At 44.2% G+C, this 16,896-nt stretch carries 16 protein-coding genes; 9 read left to right on the top strand and 7 right to left on the bottom strand.

Going from position 1 to position 16,896, the window contains the following annotated elements:
• The first annotated feature begins 57 nt into the window (after nucleotides 1-57).
• A complete protein-coding gene (locus ABD128_RS07995) occupies nucleotides 58-546 on the top strand; it encodes a DUF2165 family protein (RefSeq protein WP_343988966.1) in 489 nt (162 codons plus the stop codon).
• Between the two features lie 74 nt (nucleotides 547-620).
• Here ABD128_RS07995 and rarD read toward each other — a convergent pair whose 3' ends face one another.
• Both rarD and ABD128_RS07985 read right to left on the bottom strand, forming a co-directional pair.
• Nucleotides 621-1,565 carry an EamA family transporter RarD gene (rarD, locus tag ABD128_RS07990; RefSeq protein ID WP_343988964.1) on the bottom strand — a complete coding sequence of 315 codons (945 nt, stop codon included), beginning with the start codon at nucleotides 1,563-1,565 and terminating at the stop codon, nucleotides 621-623.
• Nucleotides 1,566-1,603: 38 nt separating this feature from the next.
• A complete protein-coding gene (locus ABD128_RS07985) occupies nucleotides 1,604-2,065 on the bottom strand; it encodes a thioesterase family protein (protein WP_343988962.1) in 462 nt (153 codons plus the stop codon).
• A gap of 251 nt (nucleotides 2,066-2,316) precedes the next feature.
• On the opposite strand from ABD128_RS07985, the gene ABD128_RS07980 reads away from it, so the two are divergent.
• Genes ABD128_RS07980 through ABD128_RS07970 form a run of 3 tightly spaced genes read left to right on the top strand, consistent with a single transcriptional unit; the run spans nucleotide 2,317 to nucleotide 3,609 of the window.
• Nucleotides 2,317-2,754 (top strand): c-type cytochrome, encoded by a 438-nt coding sequence (locus ABD128_RS07980; protein ID WP_343988960.1) that lies wholly within the window; start codon nucleotides 2,317-2,319, stop codon nucleotides 2,752-2,754.
• A 53-nt stretch (nucleotides 2,755-2,807) separates the two neighbouring features.
• A complete protein-coding gene (locus ABD128_RS07975) occupies nucleotides 2,808-3,296 on the top strand; it encodes a GNAT family N-acetyltransferase (RefSeq protein ID WP_343988958.1) in 489 nt (162 codons plus the stop codon).
• Complete coding sequence (locus tag ABD128_RS07970; protein ID WP_343988956.1) at nucleotides 3,289-3,609, top strand: c-type cytochrome; 321 nt, start codon at nucleotides 3,289-3,291, stop codon at nucleotides 3,607-3,609. Before ABD128_RS07975 ends, ABD128_RS07970 begins: the two co-directional genes overlap by 8 nt.
• Nucleotide 3,610: 1 nt before the next feature.
• On the opposite strand, the gene ABD128_RS07965 is transcribed toward ABD128_RS07970, so the two are convergent.
• Complete coding sequence (locus ABD128_RS07965) at nucleotides 3,611-4,168, bottom strand: carboxymuconolactone decarboxylase family protein (RefSeq protein ID WP_343988954.1); 558 nt, start codon at nucleotides 4,166-4,168, stop codon at nucleotides 3,611-3,613.
• A 167-nt stretch (nucleotides 4,169-4,335) separates the two neighbouring features.
• Here ABD128_RS07965 and ABD128_RS07960 point away from each other — a divergent pair, with 167 nt between their 5' ends.
• A complete protein-coding gene (locus tag ABD128_RS07960) occupies nucleotides 4,336-5,019 on the top strand; it encodes a DUF899 domain-containing protein (protein ID WP_343988952.1) in 684 nt (227 codons plus the stop codon).
• Nucleotides 5,020-5,092: 73 nt separating this feature from the next.
• Here the strand turns inward: ABD128_RS07960 and ABD128_RS07955 are convergent, their stop codons facing one another.
• The 3 genes from ABD128_RS07955 to ABD128_RS07945 all read right to left on the bottom strand — a co-directional run bounded on the left by ABD128_RS07955 (nucleotide 5,093) and on the right by ABD128_RS07945 (nucleotide 9,793).
• Nucleotides 5,093-7,282 carry a PKD domain-containing protein gene (locus ABD128_RS07955; RefSeq protein WP_343988950.1) on the bottom strand — a complete coding sequence of 730 codons (2,190 nt, stop codon included), beginning with the start codon at nucleotides 7,280-7,282 and terminating at the stop codon, nucleotides 5,093-5,095.
• A gap of 352 nt (nucleotides 7,283-7,634) precedes the next feature.
• On the bottom strand, nucleotides 7,635-9,086 hold the full coding sequence (locus tag ABD128_RS07950; protein ID WP_343988948.1) for a DEAD/DEAH box helicase: 1,452 nt from the start codon (nucleotides 9,084-9,086) through the stop codon (nucleotides 7,635-7,637).
• A 77-nt stretch (nucleotides 9,087-9,163) separates the two neighbouring features.
• Complete coding sequence (locus ABD128_RS07945) at nucleotides 9,164-9,793, bottom strand: hypothetical protein (RefSeq protein WP_343988946.1); 630 nt, start codon at nucleotides 9,791-9,793, stop codon at nucleotides 9,164-9,166.
• Between the two features lie 266 nt (nucleotides 9,794-10,059).
• Between ABD128_RS07945 and ABD128_RS07940 the strand changes: the two genes are divergently transcribed.
• Together ABD128_RS07940 and ABD128_RS07935 are read left to right on the top strand one after the other, a co-directional pair.
• Entirely contained in the window at nucleotides 10,060-13,254 is a 3,195-nt protein-coding gene (locus tag ABD128_RS07940) for an amidohydrolase family protein (RefSeq protein WP_343988944.1), read from the top strand.
• A gap of 305 nt (nucleotides 13,255-13,559) precedes the next feature.
• The gene (locus ABD128_RS07935) at nucleotides 13,560-15,350 is read left to right on the top strand and encodes a tetratricopeptide repeat-containing diguanylate cyclase (RefSeq protein ID WP_343988942.1); all 1,791 of its coding nucleotides are present in this window, start codon (nucleotides 13,560-13,562) and stop codon (nucleotides 15,348-15,350) included.
• A gap of 4 nt (nucleotides 15,351-15,354) precedes the next feature.
• On the opposite strand, the gene ABD128_RS07930 is transcribed toward ABD128_RS07935, so the two are convergent.
• Nucleotides 15,355-15,831 carry a Dps family protein gene (locus tag ABD128_RS07930; protein ID WP_343988940.1) on the bottom strand — a complete coding sequence of 159 codons (477 nt, stop codon included), beginning with the start codon at nucleotides 15,829-15,831 and terminating at the stop codon, nucleotides 15,355-15,357.
• 184 nt (nucleotides 15,832-16,015) lie between these two features.
• Here ABD128_RS07930 and tusA point away from each other — a divergent pair, with 184 nt between their 5' ends.
• Nucleotides 16,016-16,267, top strand: a complete 252-nt coding sequence (gene tusA, locus ABD128_RS07925; RefSeq protein WP_110200414.1) for a sulfurtransferase TusA — start codon at nucleotides 16,016-16,018, stop codon at nucleotides 16,265-16,267.
• 39 nt (nucleotides 16,268-16,306) lie between these two features.
• Nucleotides 16,307-16,885 carry a DUF1285 domain-containing protein gene (locus ABD128_RS07920; protein WP_343988937.1) on the top strand — a complete coding sequence of 193 codons (579 nt, stop codon included), beginning with the start codon at nucleotides 16,307-16,309 and terminating at the stop codon, nucleotides 16,883-16,885.
• Nucleotides 16,886-16,896: the final 11 nt, after the last annotated feature.

Genomic DNA, 16,896 nt, shown 5'->3' with positions numbered 1-16,896 from the left:
TTTGCAAGTTCTGTTATATTGAATTGTCTGTTTTTTATACTGTTATGCGGAGGGAACATGCTAAACCGTTATCTAAAGATCGTTCTTGTGCTTCTGTTATCCCTATTATGTCTCATGTACGCCATTCAAAATCTGGTTAACTTAGATGCTTGCTTTTCTTCTGTGGCCTACGTCTTGGACATGACTGAACATAATTATTATGCCAACTCCTTTTTTCCAGCTGTTACAAATAGTCTATTAGTGTGGATAGCGGTCGGCACTATTATTGGAGCGGAGCTTATAGCAGGAATATTGCTTCTAGTTGGCTGCGGAAAGTTATTTAGCGCTAGAAAAGCCGATTCATCGTACTTCAATAAAGCCAAATCCTTAGCATTGTTTGGTGCAGGCATTGGCATTATCGTTTGGTTTGGAATTTTTGGTGTATTTGGTGGCGCCTGGTTTCAAATGTGGCAAACGCCAACCGGTGGGCAGTCGCTTAATGGAGCTTTTCAGTATTTTTTCAGTTGTGCTTTTATTTGGCTCATCGTTCGCGCTAAAGACCGTTAGTACTATGCTGGATAATAAATCTGCTGGATAATAAATCAGCTGTGTAATAGATAGTAACTCGCTAGTTTGAGTTACTATCCAACCACGACCTTTTTGCGACGGTTATTTTTAATGACGCCGATGGTGTAAACCACAAGCCCCGCCCATATAAGCGCAAAGGTCATAAGAAGATCTATATTAAACGGCTCTTTATAAACGAACACCGCCAGCATAAAAGTTAAACTCGGCGCCAAGTACTGAATAAAGCCGATGGTGTTTAAAGGTAAGATTCGTGCACCTGCAGAGAATAGCGCTAACGGTACTGTAGTAATAATTCCACCAGCAACTAGCAGCCAATCGATTGTTGGTGACAGATAGAGGAAGCTTCCCGTACCGCTGTGCCAAAGGTAATATATATAGCCTAAGGTTAATGGTAACACCATCAGGGTTTCTACTAATAACCCTTGCAGTGGCCCGATGCTTAACTGTTTGCGTAACAGCCCATAAAACCCGAAAGAGAAGGCTAGAAACAATGAGACCCAAGGTAAGCCACCAAGTACAACAACTCGATAAGTCACGCCTGCAATAGCTAAGCCCAACGCCCATTTACTCCACAAGGAGAGCTTTTCTTTTAAAAATAGAATTCCTAGCGCAACGCTGATAAGCGGGTTAATAAAGTAGCCTAAACTAGTTTCAAGCACTCGATCATGCGTCACCGCCCAAGTAAATACCAACCAGTTACCGGAAATTAACAGTGAGGTTACCACCAGCAAGCCTAAGGTTTTTTTGTCTTGAAAAATACCCTTTGGGAATGGACGTTTTAACGCCCACATAATTATCAACAAGACCGGCACCGACCAGGCAACTCGATGCGCCAGGATCTCTAAGGCCGAGACTTCTTGTACCGATTTGAAATAGATCGGTGCCAGCCCCCAAATAACGAAAGCGCCCAAGGCATAAATATAACCGACTTTATTGCTCGGCTCTTGCTCTTGGGGCTCAGAAGCTTGTTGTTGGGAATGAGTTTGTGCAGCTGTCATTAAAAAAGCCTATTAATTTTGAAAAAAGTCTATCCTGGTTAGCCGACCATATAAGTGCCAGTGGCAACGGCGATCAAGGTGTCTTGCTCATTGATTAGCTCGGCTCGAGTTACTGCTACCCGCTTTCCAGCACGCAACAACTCAGCTTTTGCATAAAATGTTTCGCCGCGGCCAGGGCGTAAATAATCGACTCTGAGATCGATAGTGCTTAACTTGGCGATTTTGTTCTTTAATTCATCGACCTGAGTAGCGGGATTCGCGTGTAAAATTCCGACCGCAGCCATGGTGCCTCCGACCATATCCATCGCCGAAGAAATTACTCCACCATGAAGGATACCTTGAATATAGTTTCCTACAAGCTCAGGTTTCATGTCGAAGGTAATGACGCACTCTTGTTCACTAACCTTTTGATATTTAAGGCCAATATGACGATTAAAAGGAATACTGTTAACCAACGCTTCACCAAGCATATGCAATGCTTCCTGCGGAAGAGATCCCATGCGTAACTCCAAACTTAATCATGATCCAGAATTTGGCCATTGTGCCTGATTTGCCCTTGAAAATGTATGCTTTATTATGAATTAGAGGAATAACTACGAGTTATTTCAGCATGACTATTTGATCGAGACCTGATTACGGTTATAATTTGCGCACTGAATTTACGCCTTTTGAGCGTTTTGGCCAGCTTACCGCTATTTGAGACCTCTTGAGTAAGCGTTTTGCCGATGAGCACTATTGATAGAGAGAGACCATGACTAAAGTAAAATCATTGTTCGTATTAGCTGTGAGCCTCACAGCAGCATTATTCGCCGGCGCAGCGGTAGCGACTCACTTAAGCGAATCAAACGTTGAAGAACGTTTAAAGCCGGTACACAAAGTTTACGTTGAAGGTGATGACGTACCTCAGGTATCAAACACGGCGCCTGTCTCAGCAGCACCTTCAGGTCCTCGTGAGCCAGCAGACATTTATAGTGCCAGCTGTACAGCATGTCACGCTTCAGGCGTCGCTGGTGCTCCAGTTGTTGGTGATGCTGCAGCATGGGAGCCACGTCTTGCTCAAGGTCTCGAAACAGTTTATGACCACGCAATCAATGGTTTCAATGCGATGCCACCGAAAGGTACTTGTGCCGACTGTTCAGACGATGAAATAAAGGCTGTTGTTGATTACATGATCGAACAAAGTCAGTAAGCAATATTAAAGGCCGATCACATGATCGGCTTTTTTGTGCCTGAGATTTGCCGATGCAACTTCAACAACCGACTACAGATCAACTTCTTCAAGTCATGGAGTGGGTCAGAAGTCCCAAAATTTTCAACATTTGGGCAGGCCCAGGTTTTCGTTTCCCTTTCACAGAGAACAGTTTTATCGAAGACCTCAAGCTTGACGAGCTACACAGTCGCGTTCTCATAGATCCCCAGTTAGACCTAAATAACCAAGTCCAAGCTTTCGGCCAAATATATGAGCGTCTAAACCGCACACACCTCGGTCGTCTCGTTGTTAATCCGCAAGCTCAAGGTCAAGGTATTGGCACCGAGTTAATTACAGGTCTTATGTCGCTTGGTGATACCCTCTTTGGCTGTGATAGCTACTCTTTGTTTGTTCTCCATAGCAATATTAGAGCGATCAAACTTTACTCAAAACTTGGTTTTAAAGTCACCGAGTATCCTGAGATTATGCCTCTAGCTGACTGCCATTACATGGTTAAAAGTAAAGGTTCGATCAATGAGTAAGCTATTACAAAGATTCCTTCACTGCTCCACTATCTTGGTCCTCACTGCCTGTACCCCCGAGCCACCTAAACGCGATGGTGAAAGTATCTATAATCGTTCATGTTTTAGTTGCCACGAGCGTGGTCACGGCGGCGCTCCATTGCGTGGCAATTTAGAGCAATGGCAGTCACGACTCAATAAGGGTGAAGATGCCTTACTAAAAAGCATGGTGAATGGTTATAAAGGCATGCCACCTAAAGGCGCTTGTTTCGATTGTTCTGCACAAGAACTTCAGATGGCATTAGATTACATGCTAAAACCTAGAGAGTCTTAAGCTAAGAGTCCTTGCTCCAAGCTTCGCCCTCAAATTCTTTATTAGTCTTAGTTCCGGTTATGTGGTTGGTGTAATTACTGATGGTTTTCATGGCAACACCAAGTACAACTTCTAGCACTTGTTGCTTGCTATAGCCTGCGTCAATAAATGTTTCAATTGCTGCTTCATCAACCCAGCCACGATTTCGAACCACAGCTTGAGTAAAACCAATTAATGCATTGATTTTATCGCTATCTGTATCCTCACGATCACGAATTGAGTTCACTATTTCTTCAGCAACACCCACCATATTTTTAGCGATGACTGAATGTGCGGCTACGCAAAATTCGCAACCGTTCTCAACGCTCGCTGTCAGGAATATCACCTGTTGCTCTTCAGCGCTGAAGCTTGTCCCTTCCATCAGATCACTCAGATGCATATAGGCTTTTAAGGTTTGTGGCGCTTCGGCAAAATTTGCGTATAAATTTGGTAAAAAGCCCAGCTGCTTCTCCGCGTTCTGCAAAATCTCTTTAGATCCTTCAGGTGCTGTATCTGCTGTATGACTTGTAAATAAACTCATCAAATACCTCGTAGTTTTTAAGTGACAGTAATAGTTAGAGTCCACTTTACCGAAAACATTACAGGTTTTAACCGTAAAACTGTAAAGAAGTGATATATCACCACTTCTGAGAATTTTTATTCATATAGTGCTAATCTGTACCTAAGAGAATGATCTAGGAGCTCATAATGACTTCGCCTAAAAACGCTCTTCCACCCATTGTTTCTTCCGATGAATGGCAATCAAGGCTTGACGACTTTTTACAGAAAGAAAAAGAACAGACTCGCGCCCAAGATAAGCTCAATGCCCAGCGTCGAAGACTCCCTATCCGAAAAATTGATAAAACTTACGAGCTTCAGTCTCCTCAAGGCAAGGTATCCCTGCTAGATATGTTTGAGAATCGTAAGCAGCTAATTATTTATCACTTTATGTTCGCCCCAGACTGGGAAGCCGGCTGCCCAGGTTGCTCCTGGGTTACTGATGCTATGACTCATCCAGCTCACTTTCATGCTCGAAATACCAGCTTTGCTCTAGTTTCACGAGCCCCACTCGATAAATTACAACAATACCGAGAACGCATGGATTGGAATACAGCCATTCCCTGGTATTCATCGCTAAACAGCGATTTCAATTATGATTTTGGTGCGACTGATGAGGATGGCGAGCAGCACGGGGTCAGTGTATTTATCCGTGATGGCGACAGCATTTACCAAAGCTACCACACGGGAGCGCGCGGTGTTGAGTATCTTGGTAGTCACTGGTCTTATCTTGATCTAACGCCGTATGGGCGCCAAGAAGAGTGGGAGGATTCCCCAGACGGCTGGCCACAAACACCAACCTACCAATGGCAAAAAAGACATGATGAGTATTAAGTTTTTTCGGACATAAAAAAAGCCGAGGCGAACCCCGGCTTTTTGTTTTCATGTTAATCGATGAGTGTATCTATTAATTGCTAGTAAAGGTGTAGTTAGCTTCAAATGTTTGACCAGTTTCAGCAATCTCAAAACTAAATGTTAAGTTAGTTTCAACACCTGCTGTCAGTGGCGACATTAAAGCAAACTCAACAGCTTCACCTTCTAACAGTACATAACCATCCGTTAACACTGTGAAGTAAGGAGCTACAGTTCCAGAGTCATCCGTTACTTGAATGTTAGTCACTGTATAGTTTTGACCTTCAGCCACAATGCGGAATGTGTCTAATGTAAAGTCCGCCGAGCCACTTGCTTCCGCGTCAACAGTTGCTGACGATGAGTATGGCATAACCACTTGGTTAAATGTCGCGCTAGCGTCCACACCAAACTGTTTGCTCAGCGTTACTTGCGGTTGAATCACTTCAACTTGAACAGTGTCTTTCACGCTTGATTCCACACCATCGTTTACCACTAGTGCTATCACATAGCTACCTTCTAAATCAGCCGTAAAGGTTGGCGTTGCTAGCGTTGCATCGACAAATGCTGCAGTACTACCACTTGGCTTTGAAACAAAAGTCCATTCATATGTTAATACATCTAGATCAGCATCCGAGCTTGCTGTGCCGTCTAGCGTTACTGCTGTACCCGCTGCTACGCGTACATCTGCGCCAGCATCAGCGACTGGTTTCGAGTTTGCGCTTGCGGCAATTACCACAACAGTATCGGCGTTACTCTTTACTGAACCGTCATTAACAATTAATTGAATTGTATATGTACCTTCAACATCCGCTGTAAAACTTGGATCTACACTAGTTGTGCTATCTAAGCTTGCGCTACTGGTCGCAGGTGCAGAGATAATTGCCCATTCATAATTGATTGGGTCACCATCCACATCAAGGCTCGCAGAGCCGTCTAAAGTCACGCTCGCGCCTGCTTTAACACTTTGTTCTATACCAGCGTTTGCGATCGGGGCCGTATTCGCTTTAACCGCAACAACTGTAACCGCATCGGCACTACTATTTACCGAACCGTCATCAACGATAAGTTCAGCTTCATAAGTACCTTCAACATCGGCTACAAACGTAGGTGCTGCTAGATTGATGTTATTCAATTCAGCCATACTACCCGCTGGCGTCGAAGTTAATGCCCATTGGTAGTTAATTAAATCACCATCGGCATCTGAGCTAGCTGTACCGTTTAGTGTCACAACAGTATTTGCTTTTACTTTTAGATCATCACCTGCATCTGCTACCGGTTCAGAGTTTGCTGTAGCTGCAACCACTGTTACCGCATCGACATCGCTACTTACTGTGCCATCGTTTACCACGAGTTCAGCAGTGTATTCACCATCTAAATCCGCTTCAAATGTTGGACGTAACGCTGTGCTGTCGCTTAAAACTGCTACGCTGCCTGATGGCTTTGCAGTAAGTGTCCATTGATGGGTCATAGTATCGCCATCAACGTCAGTACTCGCTGAACCATCTAGCATGACTGTAGATGCAGTTTTAACGTTTTGGTCTTTACCCGCATCCGCTACTGGTTTTGAATTAACGGTTGTAGCAATGATAGTTACAGTATCAATTTCACTATCTACCGTACCGTCATTAACGATAAGGTCTATCGTATAAGTACCATCAACATCAGCAATGAATGTTGGGTTTTCTACATCAGAGTCACTTAAAGTCGCTGAGCTTGCTGCTGGTTTCGAAGTGATTTCCCACTGATACGTTAAGGTATCACCATCAGCATCTAAACTGGCTGAGCCATCAAGATTTACAGTTGCACCTGTTTTCACATCTTGATCAGGGCCTGCGTCAGCTTCAGGTTGTTGATTAGCGCTAACCGCAACAACAGTCACACTATCAACATCGCTCGATAGAATACCGTCGCTTACTACAAGCTCTGCCACATAAGAACCTTCCACATCCGCGGTAAAGGTCGGGGATACCGAGGTCGCCGCTGTTAATACAGCTGTACTACCTGCCGGCATGGACGTTAAGGTCCATTGATAAGTTAATGTGTCACCATCAGGATCGGAGCTAGCATTACCGCTTAAGGTGACTTCAGCACCAACATCCACTTCCTGATCATTACCAGCTTCCGCAACTGGTTTTTGATTTTCTGAGCCGGAATTATCGTCGCCATTCGAGTCAGAATCGCTACAAGCTGACATGACGAACACTAAAAAGCTCATCGCTAATAGTCGTTTCATGGTATCAAACATAGTTACTCCTCGTTCTCATTCTAGTTCCTCCAAAAAGCCGAACTGCTTAATGGAGTACAGGGCTCGTAAACGATCTACGATTTTTCTCCTGCACTTGAAAGATTTCGTGGTAACCAAAGCGATTGTCATCCAGACAATAAATACTTTGATAGAAACCTCGTTTCAAAGTTTTAATTGTTTTGTGACTTTTATATTGTACGGATTAGGAAAAGAATGTGTTTAAAAGAGTGTTAAATCAATAAGTTACAAACCACCCCTTCGCCAAAGCTCTTCTCGCACAAGAGCTTCAGCTGGTATGACCAGATAGGGTATTTTGCCTATAGTAAGGTTTTTACATTTGTAAATAAAGGGTCTAACTTTTTTTAGAAGGCCTGTTACTGATATTGCGATTACTGCCTTTACTTTGCGCTTTAGCCTTACTTTTTTTATAAGGATCTTTCTTGCTCGAACTGTCCTTAGACTTCGCTTTGCCCGATGGCTTTTTGTTCTCTGATGCCTTTTTCTTGTTGGCAGCTTTGCCGTTGTAACCATTCTTGCCGCGCTTCGGTGGCTTTGCTGTACCTTCTGTGCTGCCAGACTTATTAGCCCCACCTTTGGCCTTTGCTTTGGCTAACTTTTTCTTATGAGGCTTTTTCTTAGCAACAGCTTTCAGAGGCGTCTCTGGCACAACATGGTGCGGCTCAAAATCATCAATAATTCTACGCTCTAATTGCTTACGAATAAGGTTCTGTATCGCTCGCAGTTCTTCAACTTCGTCAGCACTGACCAAGGAAATCGCTGTGCCCTTCTCGCCCGCACGTCCAGTACGGCCAATACGGTGCACATAGTCTTCCGCCACATTGGGTAAATCAAAATTCACCACCACTGGCATCTGATCGATATCAATGCCTCGTGCCGCGACATCGGTCGCGACCAATGCAGTAACCTCACCCGCCTTAAATTCAGCTAGCGCACGGTTACGTGCCCCTTGGCTTTTGCCACCATGAATCGCGGTTGATTTAATACCTCGTTTTTCCAGCGCAAGGCTTAATCGATTCGCACCACGGCGAGTTCTTACGAATACCAACAACTGGTGCCAACGGTTATCACCGATTAGATAGCTCAATAACGCAGGCTTCTCTTTTTTATCCACCGGATGGATCCATTGCTTCACCGTAGTCGCCGTTGCATTGGTGGTTTCCGTTTCAATCAGCTTAGGATTTTGCATGAACTGCTGACTTAACGCTTTAATCGACTCCGAGAAAGTCGCCGAAAAGAGTAGCGTCTGACGCTTTTTCGGCAGTTTTGCCAATATACGCTTAATACTCGGCAAAAAGCCCATATCAAGCATACGATCCGCTTCATCTAAGACCAGGAATTCTAGTTCTTTAAATCCAACAGCGTTCTTTTCCATCAGATCCAGTAAACGCCCCGGCGTCGCTACTAACACATCGGTGCCACGACTCAGCTTAAGCATTTGTGGGTTAATCTTTACGCCACCATAAACCACTACAGATTTCAGCGATAAATTTGCCGCGTATTTCTGCACGCTTTGATGGACCTGCTCCGCCAGCTCTCGTGTCGGCGTCAAAATCAAACAACGCGCTGAATTGGCTCCAGCTTTTTTGCCCTCGGACAATTTCTGCAAAATTGGCAGCGAAAAACCCGCGGTTTTACCCGTGCCCGTTTGCGCAGCCGCCATCACATCTGAGCCACTTAGGATCAAAGGAATAGCTTTTTGCTGGATTGGGGAAGGCGTTGTATAACCGCTTTTGTTAAGCGAATCGAGAAGAGGTTGTATTAAATTAAGATCGGTAAAGGTCATCTAAAGCTTTATAAGTTCAGTAAGCCCACAGTGTAACGCTTTCGACGCGCCAAGTCCTGCTAAATGACTAACCGACCTTACCTTTTAGAACATTGAGGTACGCTTTGCCTCGGGTAATAACAGTTATTGCCTTTTCTTCTCATTTCAGATTTCCTTCGATAATACTCATCACAATAAATACTCCTATTGGCACCTTTGTGCCGTTGAATGTTCGTATATAGTTCGTAAGTTCTTCCTACAACCCACCGACAGTTGGGGTTAGTATTTTTAGCAATAAGTCGCTGTTTTATATTTGCAGGTGATGATTCAGAGATATTTTGCGACCTTGGCTTCTTTTTCCGTTTAATTGATTTAGCTTTGTCCATCTCAACGACGCTCAAGCCGTTCTTTGGTAAAACCAATCTTTTATAGCTTCCTGAAGCTGGCGGATGCTCTGATATCACCTTGTTTCCACTTCTATCTTTCCACGTATAAAGTACTGGCTTCTGTTTTACAGGTGCGCGTCTTGTTTGAGTTCTAACTTTTGAATTCGTCGAAGGAGAGCGATGATTATTTCTATAAATTGTCTTGGTTTTTTCGGTCAGTTGAGGCTGCTTTGGCTCAACCTTAAGATTATGATTGTTTTCATAATAATCGTAATAAATCATTCCACCAAATACTAATAGCACTAGGCACACTCCAAAAAGCGCACCTATAAAATAACGCATATAACATCCTTATTTCTTTATTTTAATACGCCAAGTCTACCCAATTGGTTCATCTTTTGGAATATCAAACAGTACTGGCTACCTAACAAACAATAAGCCTTATAATTTATTGAAAGCCTTCGTTACGTCGCTCTTTTGACAGTACATTATCAGGCCATTCAAACTTTCTTACAATTTACCTATCACTTCCTTAGGCAACCCTTTGCCCTTTCTATGCTAAGTCTTTATATTGCTAGGTTCGGACCACCTTATAAAAAAATGTAACCATGTATAAATATTCCATGATTAGCGGTCTTTTGGCGGTTTCTTTGGGCTTCGCGGCGCAAGCTGAGGAGAAGAAGGAAGCGGCAAAATGGGACGTTAACAACCCTCCCGGCGAAGCGATTTACGCCGACTTGAACGTTACTGAAGGTACTTGGATGAACCTTGATGTCAGCCCGGACGGCAAAACTATTGCCTTCGATTTGTTGGGCGATATCTATACTATGCCTATTGCTGGCGGTAAGGCGACCAACATTACTAACAGTATGGCATGGGATATGCAGCCGGACTTTTCACCCGATGGCAGCCAAATAGCCTTCACTTCCGATCAAGGCGGTGGCGATAATATCTGGGTTATGGATACGGACGGTAGCGATCAGTACCAAGTCACTAAAGAAAACTTCCGTTTATTGAACAATCCTAAATGGAGCCCTGATGGCGACTATATTGTGGCGCGTAAGCACTTTACGGGTACACGCTCTTTAGGCGCTGGCGAGATTTGGTTGTATCACAAATCTGGCGGTAGTGGCGTTCAGTTAAACAAGCGTCCGAACGAGCAGAAAGACTTGGGCGAACCAGCTTTTACGCCAGATGGCCAATACGTGCTTTATTCGCGCGATTCGACGCCAGGCGGTTATTTCGAGTACAGCAAAGACTCGAACAAGCAAATTTATAAAGTTTACGCCATCGATCGTGACACCGGTAAAACCGAAACTTGGATAGACGGCCCAGGTGGCGCAGTGCGTCCAGAGCCTTCGCCAGACGGTAAATACATTGCTTTCGTGCGTCGTATTAGCGGCAAGTCAGCGTTATTTTTACAAGATCGTAAAACTGGCGCTGAATTCCCGATCTATAAAGACCTAGAGCGTGATATGCAGGAAACCTGGGCTATTCACGGGGTTTACCCGAATTTCTCATGGACACCAGACAGCGAGCAAATCGTTTTCTGGGCGAAAGGTAAACTGCACAAAATCGACGTCAAGTCGAAAGAAGTGGCGGAAATTCCTTTCGAGATTAACGATCGACGTGAAATGCGAGCTGCGGTTAAGCAAACCAATCCAGCATTCGAAGAAAACTTTAATGCCAAGATGTTGCGCTGGTTACAGGTTTCACCGGATGGCGACCAAGCGATTTTCCAAAGCCTTGGTAAAATCTACAAAGTATCGCTACCGAATGGTAAACCTAAGCGTTTAACGCGCCAAAACGATCACTTCGAGCTTTATCCTCGCTATTCTGCCGACGGCAAGCGCATTATCTACACCACTTGGGACGATGAGAAGCTTGGCACGGTACGTGTTGTTTCTTCGCGCGGCGGTAAAGGCAAAGTGATTTCACAACAGCCTGGTCACTACACCAACCCAAGCCTCAGCCCTGACGGTGAGTTTGCCGTTTACCAAGCTGTAAGTGGCGGCTATATAACGAGCCCACTTTACTCAAACGACACGGGTATTTTCAGCGTTAATCTAGATGACGAAACAGTGACTAAAGTTACTGATTCTGGCTCAAGCCCGTTCTTCGCTGGTGACTCCAATCGTGTATACTTCTCGACTTCAAAAAGAAACGGAGAAACCCACACAAGCAAGCTAGTAAGCACTGACTTAAACGGTAACAACCAGCAGGAGCACTATTCAGGCAACTGGATTTCTGATTTTGCAGTGTCGCCTGATCAGAAATGGCTAGCTTTCACTCAGCGTTATCAAGTCTACGTCACGCCTTTTGTCAAAAGCGGCAAAGCGATTACTACTGGACCAGCGGCGCGTAACTTGCCGGTTCAGAAGTTCTCGACGTTCGCTGGATCAAACCTTGCTTGGTCAGACGATAGCTCTGAACTGTCTTGGTCTTTAGGCCCGACGCTATATCAGCAAAAACTTGCCGAGAAATTCGACTTTTTAGCAGAAGACGGAAATGCTAGCGCGGAAGCTGCAAGAGAAACCGTTATCGAAATGCCTGTAAAAGCTGAGGTGCCAAAAGGCGTTACCGCACTGGTCGGTGCTAAGATCCTGACGATGGAAGGCGATCAAGTTATCGAAGACGGCGTTGTGGTGGTTGAAAACAATCGCATTAAAGCCGTTGGCAAGCGTGGCGATGTTTCAATTCCATCGGGCGCTAAGTCGATCGACGTAAGTGGCAAAACCATTATCCCTGGCTTAGTCGATGTTCACTGGCACGGCGCTTACGCAAATGGCCAAATCCAACCAGAAACAAACTGGAGCGCTTTAGCCTCGTTAGCCTTTGGTGTCACCACCACGCATAACCCGTCGGCCGACACTGAAGCGGTATTCTCAGCTAGCGAGATGCAAAAAGCAGGACTAATTACTGCACCACGCATCTTCTCGACGGGTACCATTTTGTATGGTGCGAATCATTACATCACCGCCGAAGTTGACGGTATCGATGATGCCACTGGTCACTTAGAGCGTATGAAAGCTGCCGGTGCATTCTCGGTTAAGAGCTATAACCAGCCACGTCGCGAACAGCGTCAGCAAGTTCTAGAAGCTGCGCGCAAAACCGGTTTATTGGTTGTGCCAGAAGGCGGTTCTTTATTCATGCACAATATGAGCATGATTATCGACGGACACACCACCATCGAACACTCGATTCCTGTAGCCAACGTTTATGACGACGTTAAGCAACTGTGGAGTCAGGCGGACACCGACTATGTGCCGACTCTAGGCGTCGCTTATGGCGGTATCTGGGGCGAACGTTACTGGTACGACAAAACCGACGTTTGGAAGCACCCACTGTTGAGCAAGTTTGTGCCACGCGAAGTGTTAGAGCCAGCGTCACGTCGCCGCTTTACAGCGCCAGATGAGGACTATAATCACGTCAATAACGCCCATGTTGCGAAACAGTTACGCGATCTTGGCGTTAATGTTCTATTAGGCGCACACGGTCAGCGCGAAGGTTTAGCCGCGCACTGGGAGCTGTGGATGTTCGGCCAAGGCGGCATGACACCGCTAGAAGCCTTACAAGCCGGTACTATCGATGGTGCGAAAATGTTGGGCATGGATAGCGAAATCGGTTCGATTAAAGCAGGTAAGTTGGCTGATTTAGTCGTATTAGACGCAGATCCAATGGAAAACCTGCGCAATTCTGACAAGGTTAATATGGTTATGTTAAACGGCAAGTTATACGATGCCGCGACTATGAACCAGATTGCACCGAAAGAAAAACCTCGCAAACCCTTCTTTTTTGAGTAAAATAGCGCCGCTCAGGTTTGTATCAGTAAGTACAAACCTGAGCTTGTTCAAATTTCAATCAGACGATGCATAATTGCATTGTCTGACTGTTCATTTATACTTTCTATTGGTGTACAGTGATTTTATAACTAATAATTTTACAAAGGGAATACGTGCAAAAACTTGGGAAATTCATACTCTTTTTCTTAATTTTCTTTAGTTGTAATGTATTTGCCTTTATTACTCCAGACACACTCTCGCCTGGAGTTTCTAAGCACCTGTCCAAATCAATTAACAACACTGCCCTACAAAGCCAGCTTTACGGGATGTCTAACCTTTCCGTACCAGAGCGGAAACAAGAAGCTTTTTTCATTAAGATTAATAACCTTCTAAACAAAAAAGATCTCGATAATCACTCCCAAGCTTTAGCCAATATTTTAATGGCCAATTACCACGTATTGAATAGCGACACCCTACGGGCTCGTGAATTTATGACGATTGCCCAACCTTTGGTTCAAAGCGTTAATGAGGCCTCTCTTTATAATCAATACGATTACGTCAATGTGTTCGTGCTACGTAGCGAGGGTGATTTAGAGGAAGCTCTTAAAGTTTCCGAAGACTTATACGAGAAGGTTAAAGATAAGTGGGTCCTAAATAAACTGGGCGATCTAGTCTTAGAAAATGCTTATATTAATGCGCTTTTTGCACGCTACAGAGAATCTATCCAGTCTTTAGACATTGCTCTAGACTATTCGTTAGACTCCAACGACCCCTACCTAATCTCCGAGACTTATAATGTTTTTGGCATTCTTTATAGCTTTTTAAATGATCACAAGTCGGCGATTATGTATTTCGAGAAAGCAATCGATGTTATGCAACAACATCCAAACCTTGTTCGAAATATCTACTTTTACGCTAATCTTGCCGATTCCTATCGACAAGACGACCAGTATGAAAAAGCCCTAGAGTTGACCGATAAAACCATGCAACTGGCGATTCGAGAAAACGATATTCCGCTTCAGGCTTTCGCCCATCAAGTTAAGGCTCGTGTATACACTAATCAGGAAAAGTATGAAGAGGCGCTACAACAACTCAAATCCGCCAAAACCCTTCAAGAACAAGTCGGTGAGCAAATGTTCGGCTATGAGCTTTATCTCGACTTCGCATCCGCTTACCTAAAGCTAGGACAGATCGACGAGGCCGAAGAGCACATAGAACTCGCCATAGACAGTGCGAAAGAAGCCGCTAAGCTGGATGATTTCTATCTCAACAAGCTTCGCTCTGATATCGAAGCTAAGCGCGGCAACTTCGAGCAAGCTTATAACCTTCTAAGTAAGTCATCACGCGCCTACCGTCAGTCTTATAACGACAATCTTACTTACGTTTCAAATTTGGCTCGTGAACAACTCGACCAAGAGCGTCTCTCCTTTGAGAACAAGCTTCTCGAGAATGAAGTCGCTCTAAATTCCAAATATGTCGATAAATACAAAAGCTACAGTAATTTCTTGATTGCTTTCGTCATTCTACTTTTCTTGCTGATGTCCATTGGCTTCTGGTTGTTTTTTAAATATCGTCGCTTGGCTAAGACAAATGAACAGCTGGCGCTGACCGACACTTTAACCAAGCTGCCAAATCGCCGGCAGATGTTCAGAAAATTGGATAATGAACACGTTAAAAGCGTACCCGGCCAATCAATCTATAGCCTTATTATTTTCGATATTGATCACTTTAAAACTATCAATGATCGTTTTGGGCATCATATCGGCGATAAGGTTATCAAGCGCATTGCTTCGATTACTCAACACACTTTACGCGAAGAGGACACCATCGGCCGTATCAGTGGAGAAGAATTCTTAATTATCCTTCCAGAAACGGTTTTAAAGGATGCTGAAGTAATTGCTCGACGTTTGAATGAGCGGTTTGCTAACGCTGAATTCAGTGACTTAGCGGAAGGGATTCACCTCACTGCCAGCTTCGGTGTTACCGAATATAGCCAGGAAGACGAGCGCTTGGATATGGTAATTAATCGTGCTGATAGGCTATTGTACAAAGCTAAAAAAGAAGGTCGAAACCGTGTGATTTCGACCTTCAATAACGATGATACAGACTCAAACTAACTGTTTAGTTTTGTAAGTGTGAACGTAGCATCCAAGCTGTTTTTTCATGAACCACTAGACGGTCGCCGACCAAACTAGCTGATGACTCATCTTCTGCTTCTTGCGCTGTTTGTAACACTTTTCTCGCCGTTCTCACTACTGTTTCATGACTATCCACTAAGCGTCCAATCATCTCTTCGGCGCTGATATTTCCTTCCACTTCCTCAATACTGGTTAGCTCTGCAAGTTCTTTGTAAGTGCCTGGTGCTAAGATGCCTAATGCACGAATTCGCTCAGCGATATCATCAACCGCAACCGCTAACTCCGTATAGTGTTCTTCGAACAAAACGTGTAATTGTTGGAAAAACGGGCCCGTGACGTTCCAGTGGAAATTGTGAGTTTGTAGGTACAGGGTGTAGGTATCAGCTAATAGGCGCGAAAGACCCTGACCAATTTCTTCGCGTGACTTTTCGTCGATTCCAATGTTTATCTTATGACTCATTTAATCAATCTCCTTTAGTTAACTATGCATCTATACTAACGAATCTTATTCCATACATAAAATTAATCTTTTAAAACAATGTAATATATTATTGCTATACATTATCAATTTGCTTTAGAAATAAGGCTAAAAAGACTAAAATTCGCACAGATTTTAAATCATATACCTTTTACATTGAGCCATCATGACAGATTTCAACTTCGATAACTTTGATCGTAAACTCGACGCCCTTGGCCTACGTTGTCCCGAGCCCGTGATGATGGTACGGTTAAATGTACGCAAGATGGAGGACGGCGAGACTTTACTAGTGATCGCAGACGATCCTTCAACAACGCGCGATATCCCTAAATTTTGTACCTTTATGGATCACCAGCTACTCGCCAGTAGCACCGATGAGATGCCTTATAAATACTTGATCCGCAAAGGCCTGGCTTAAGCACGATACTTAAGCCATTAATCAAACAGGTTAATTAGCTTGAGTAACGACACTTCCCAGCATTCTGACTTCTCTAGCATCTTGAGTGAGATCAGCAAATCTCAAGGGGCTAATAAACTGCCTCCTGTCGATCAGTGGAACCCTGAATTTTGTGGTGACATGGACATGATCATTAAGCGTGACGGAAGCTGGCATTATCAAAACTCGCCAATTGGCCGCCAAAGGTTGGTTAAGATGTTTTCCACCGTGTTAAAGAAGGAAGGTGATGATTACTTTCTCGTCACACCGGTAGAAAAGCTTGGTATTAGGGTCGAAGATGCACCCTTTTTGGTCACACAAATGACCTTGAAGCAAACCGAAAAAGGTCAGGTTATCGTTTTTACCGACAACTGCGACAACACCATTATTTTAACTCAAGACAATCCGCTGTGGGTTGAACAGGATGAAAAGACTGGTGAGCCTTCGCCTTATGTTATGGTTCGAAAAAACCTTCACGCCTTGATTCATCGCAATGTGTTTTATGAGCTAGTGGAGCTGGCAGAAGAGCGCATCATCGATGATAAAAAACACCTTGGCATAGTCTCCGCCGGCGAATTTTACAGCCTTGGCGCCATATAAACTTATATCTA

The organism is Kangiella japonica (assembly GCF_039523535.1).
Lineage (GTDB): Bacteria > Pseudomonadota > Gammaproteobacteria > Enterobacterales > Kangiellaceae > Kangiella > Kangiella japonica.
This window is presented reverse-complemented; position numbering and strand designations above follow the sequence as displayed.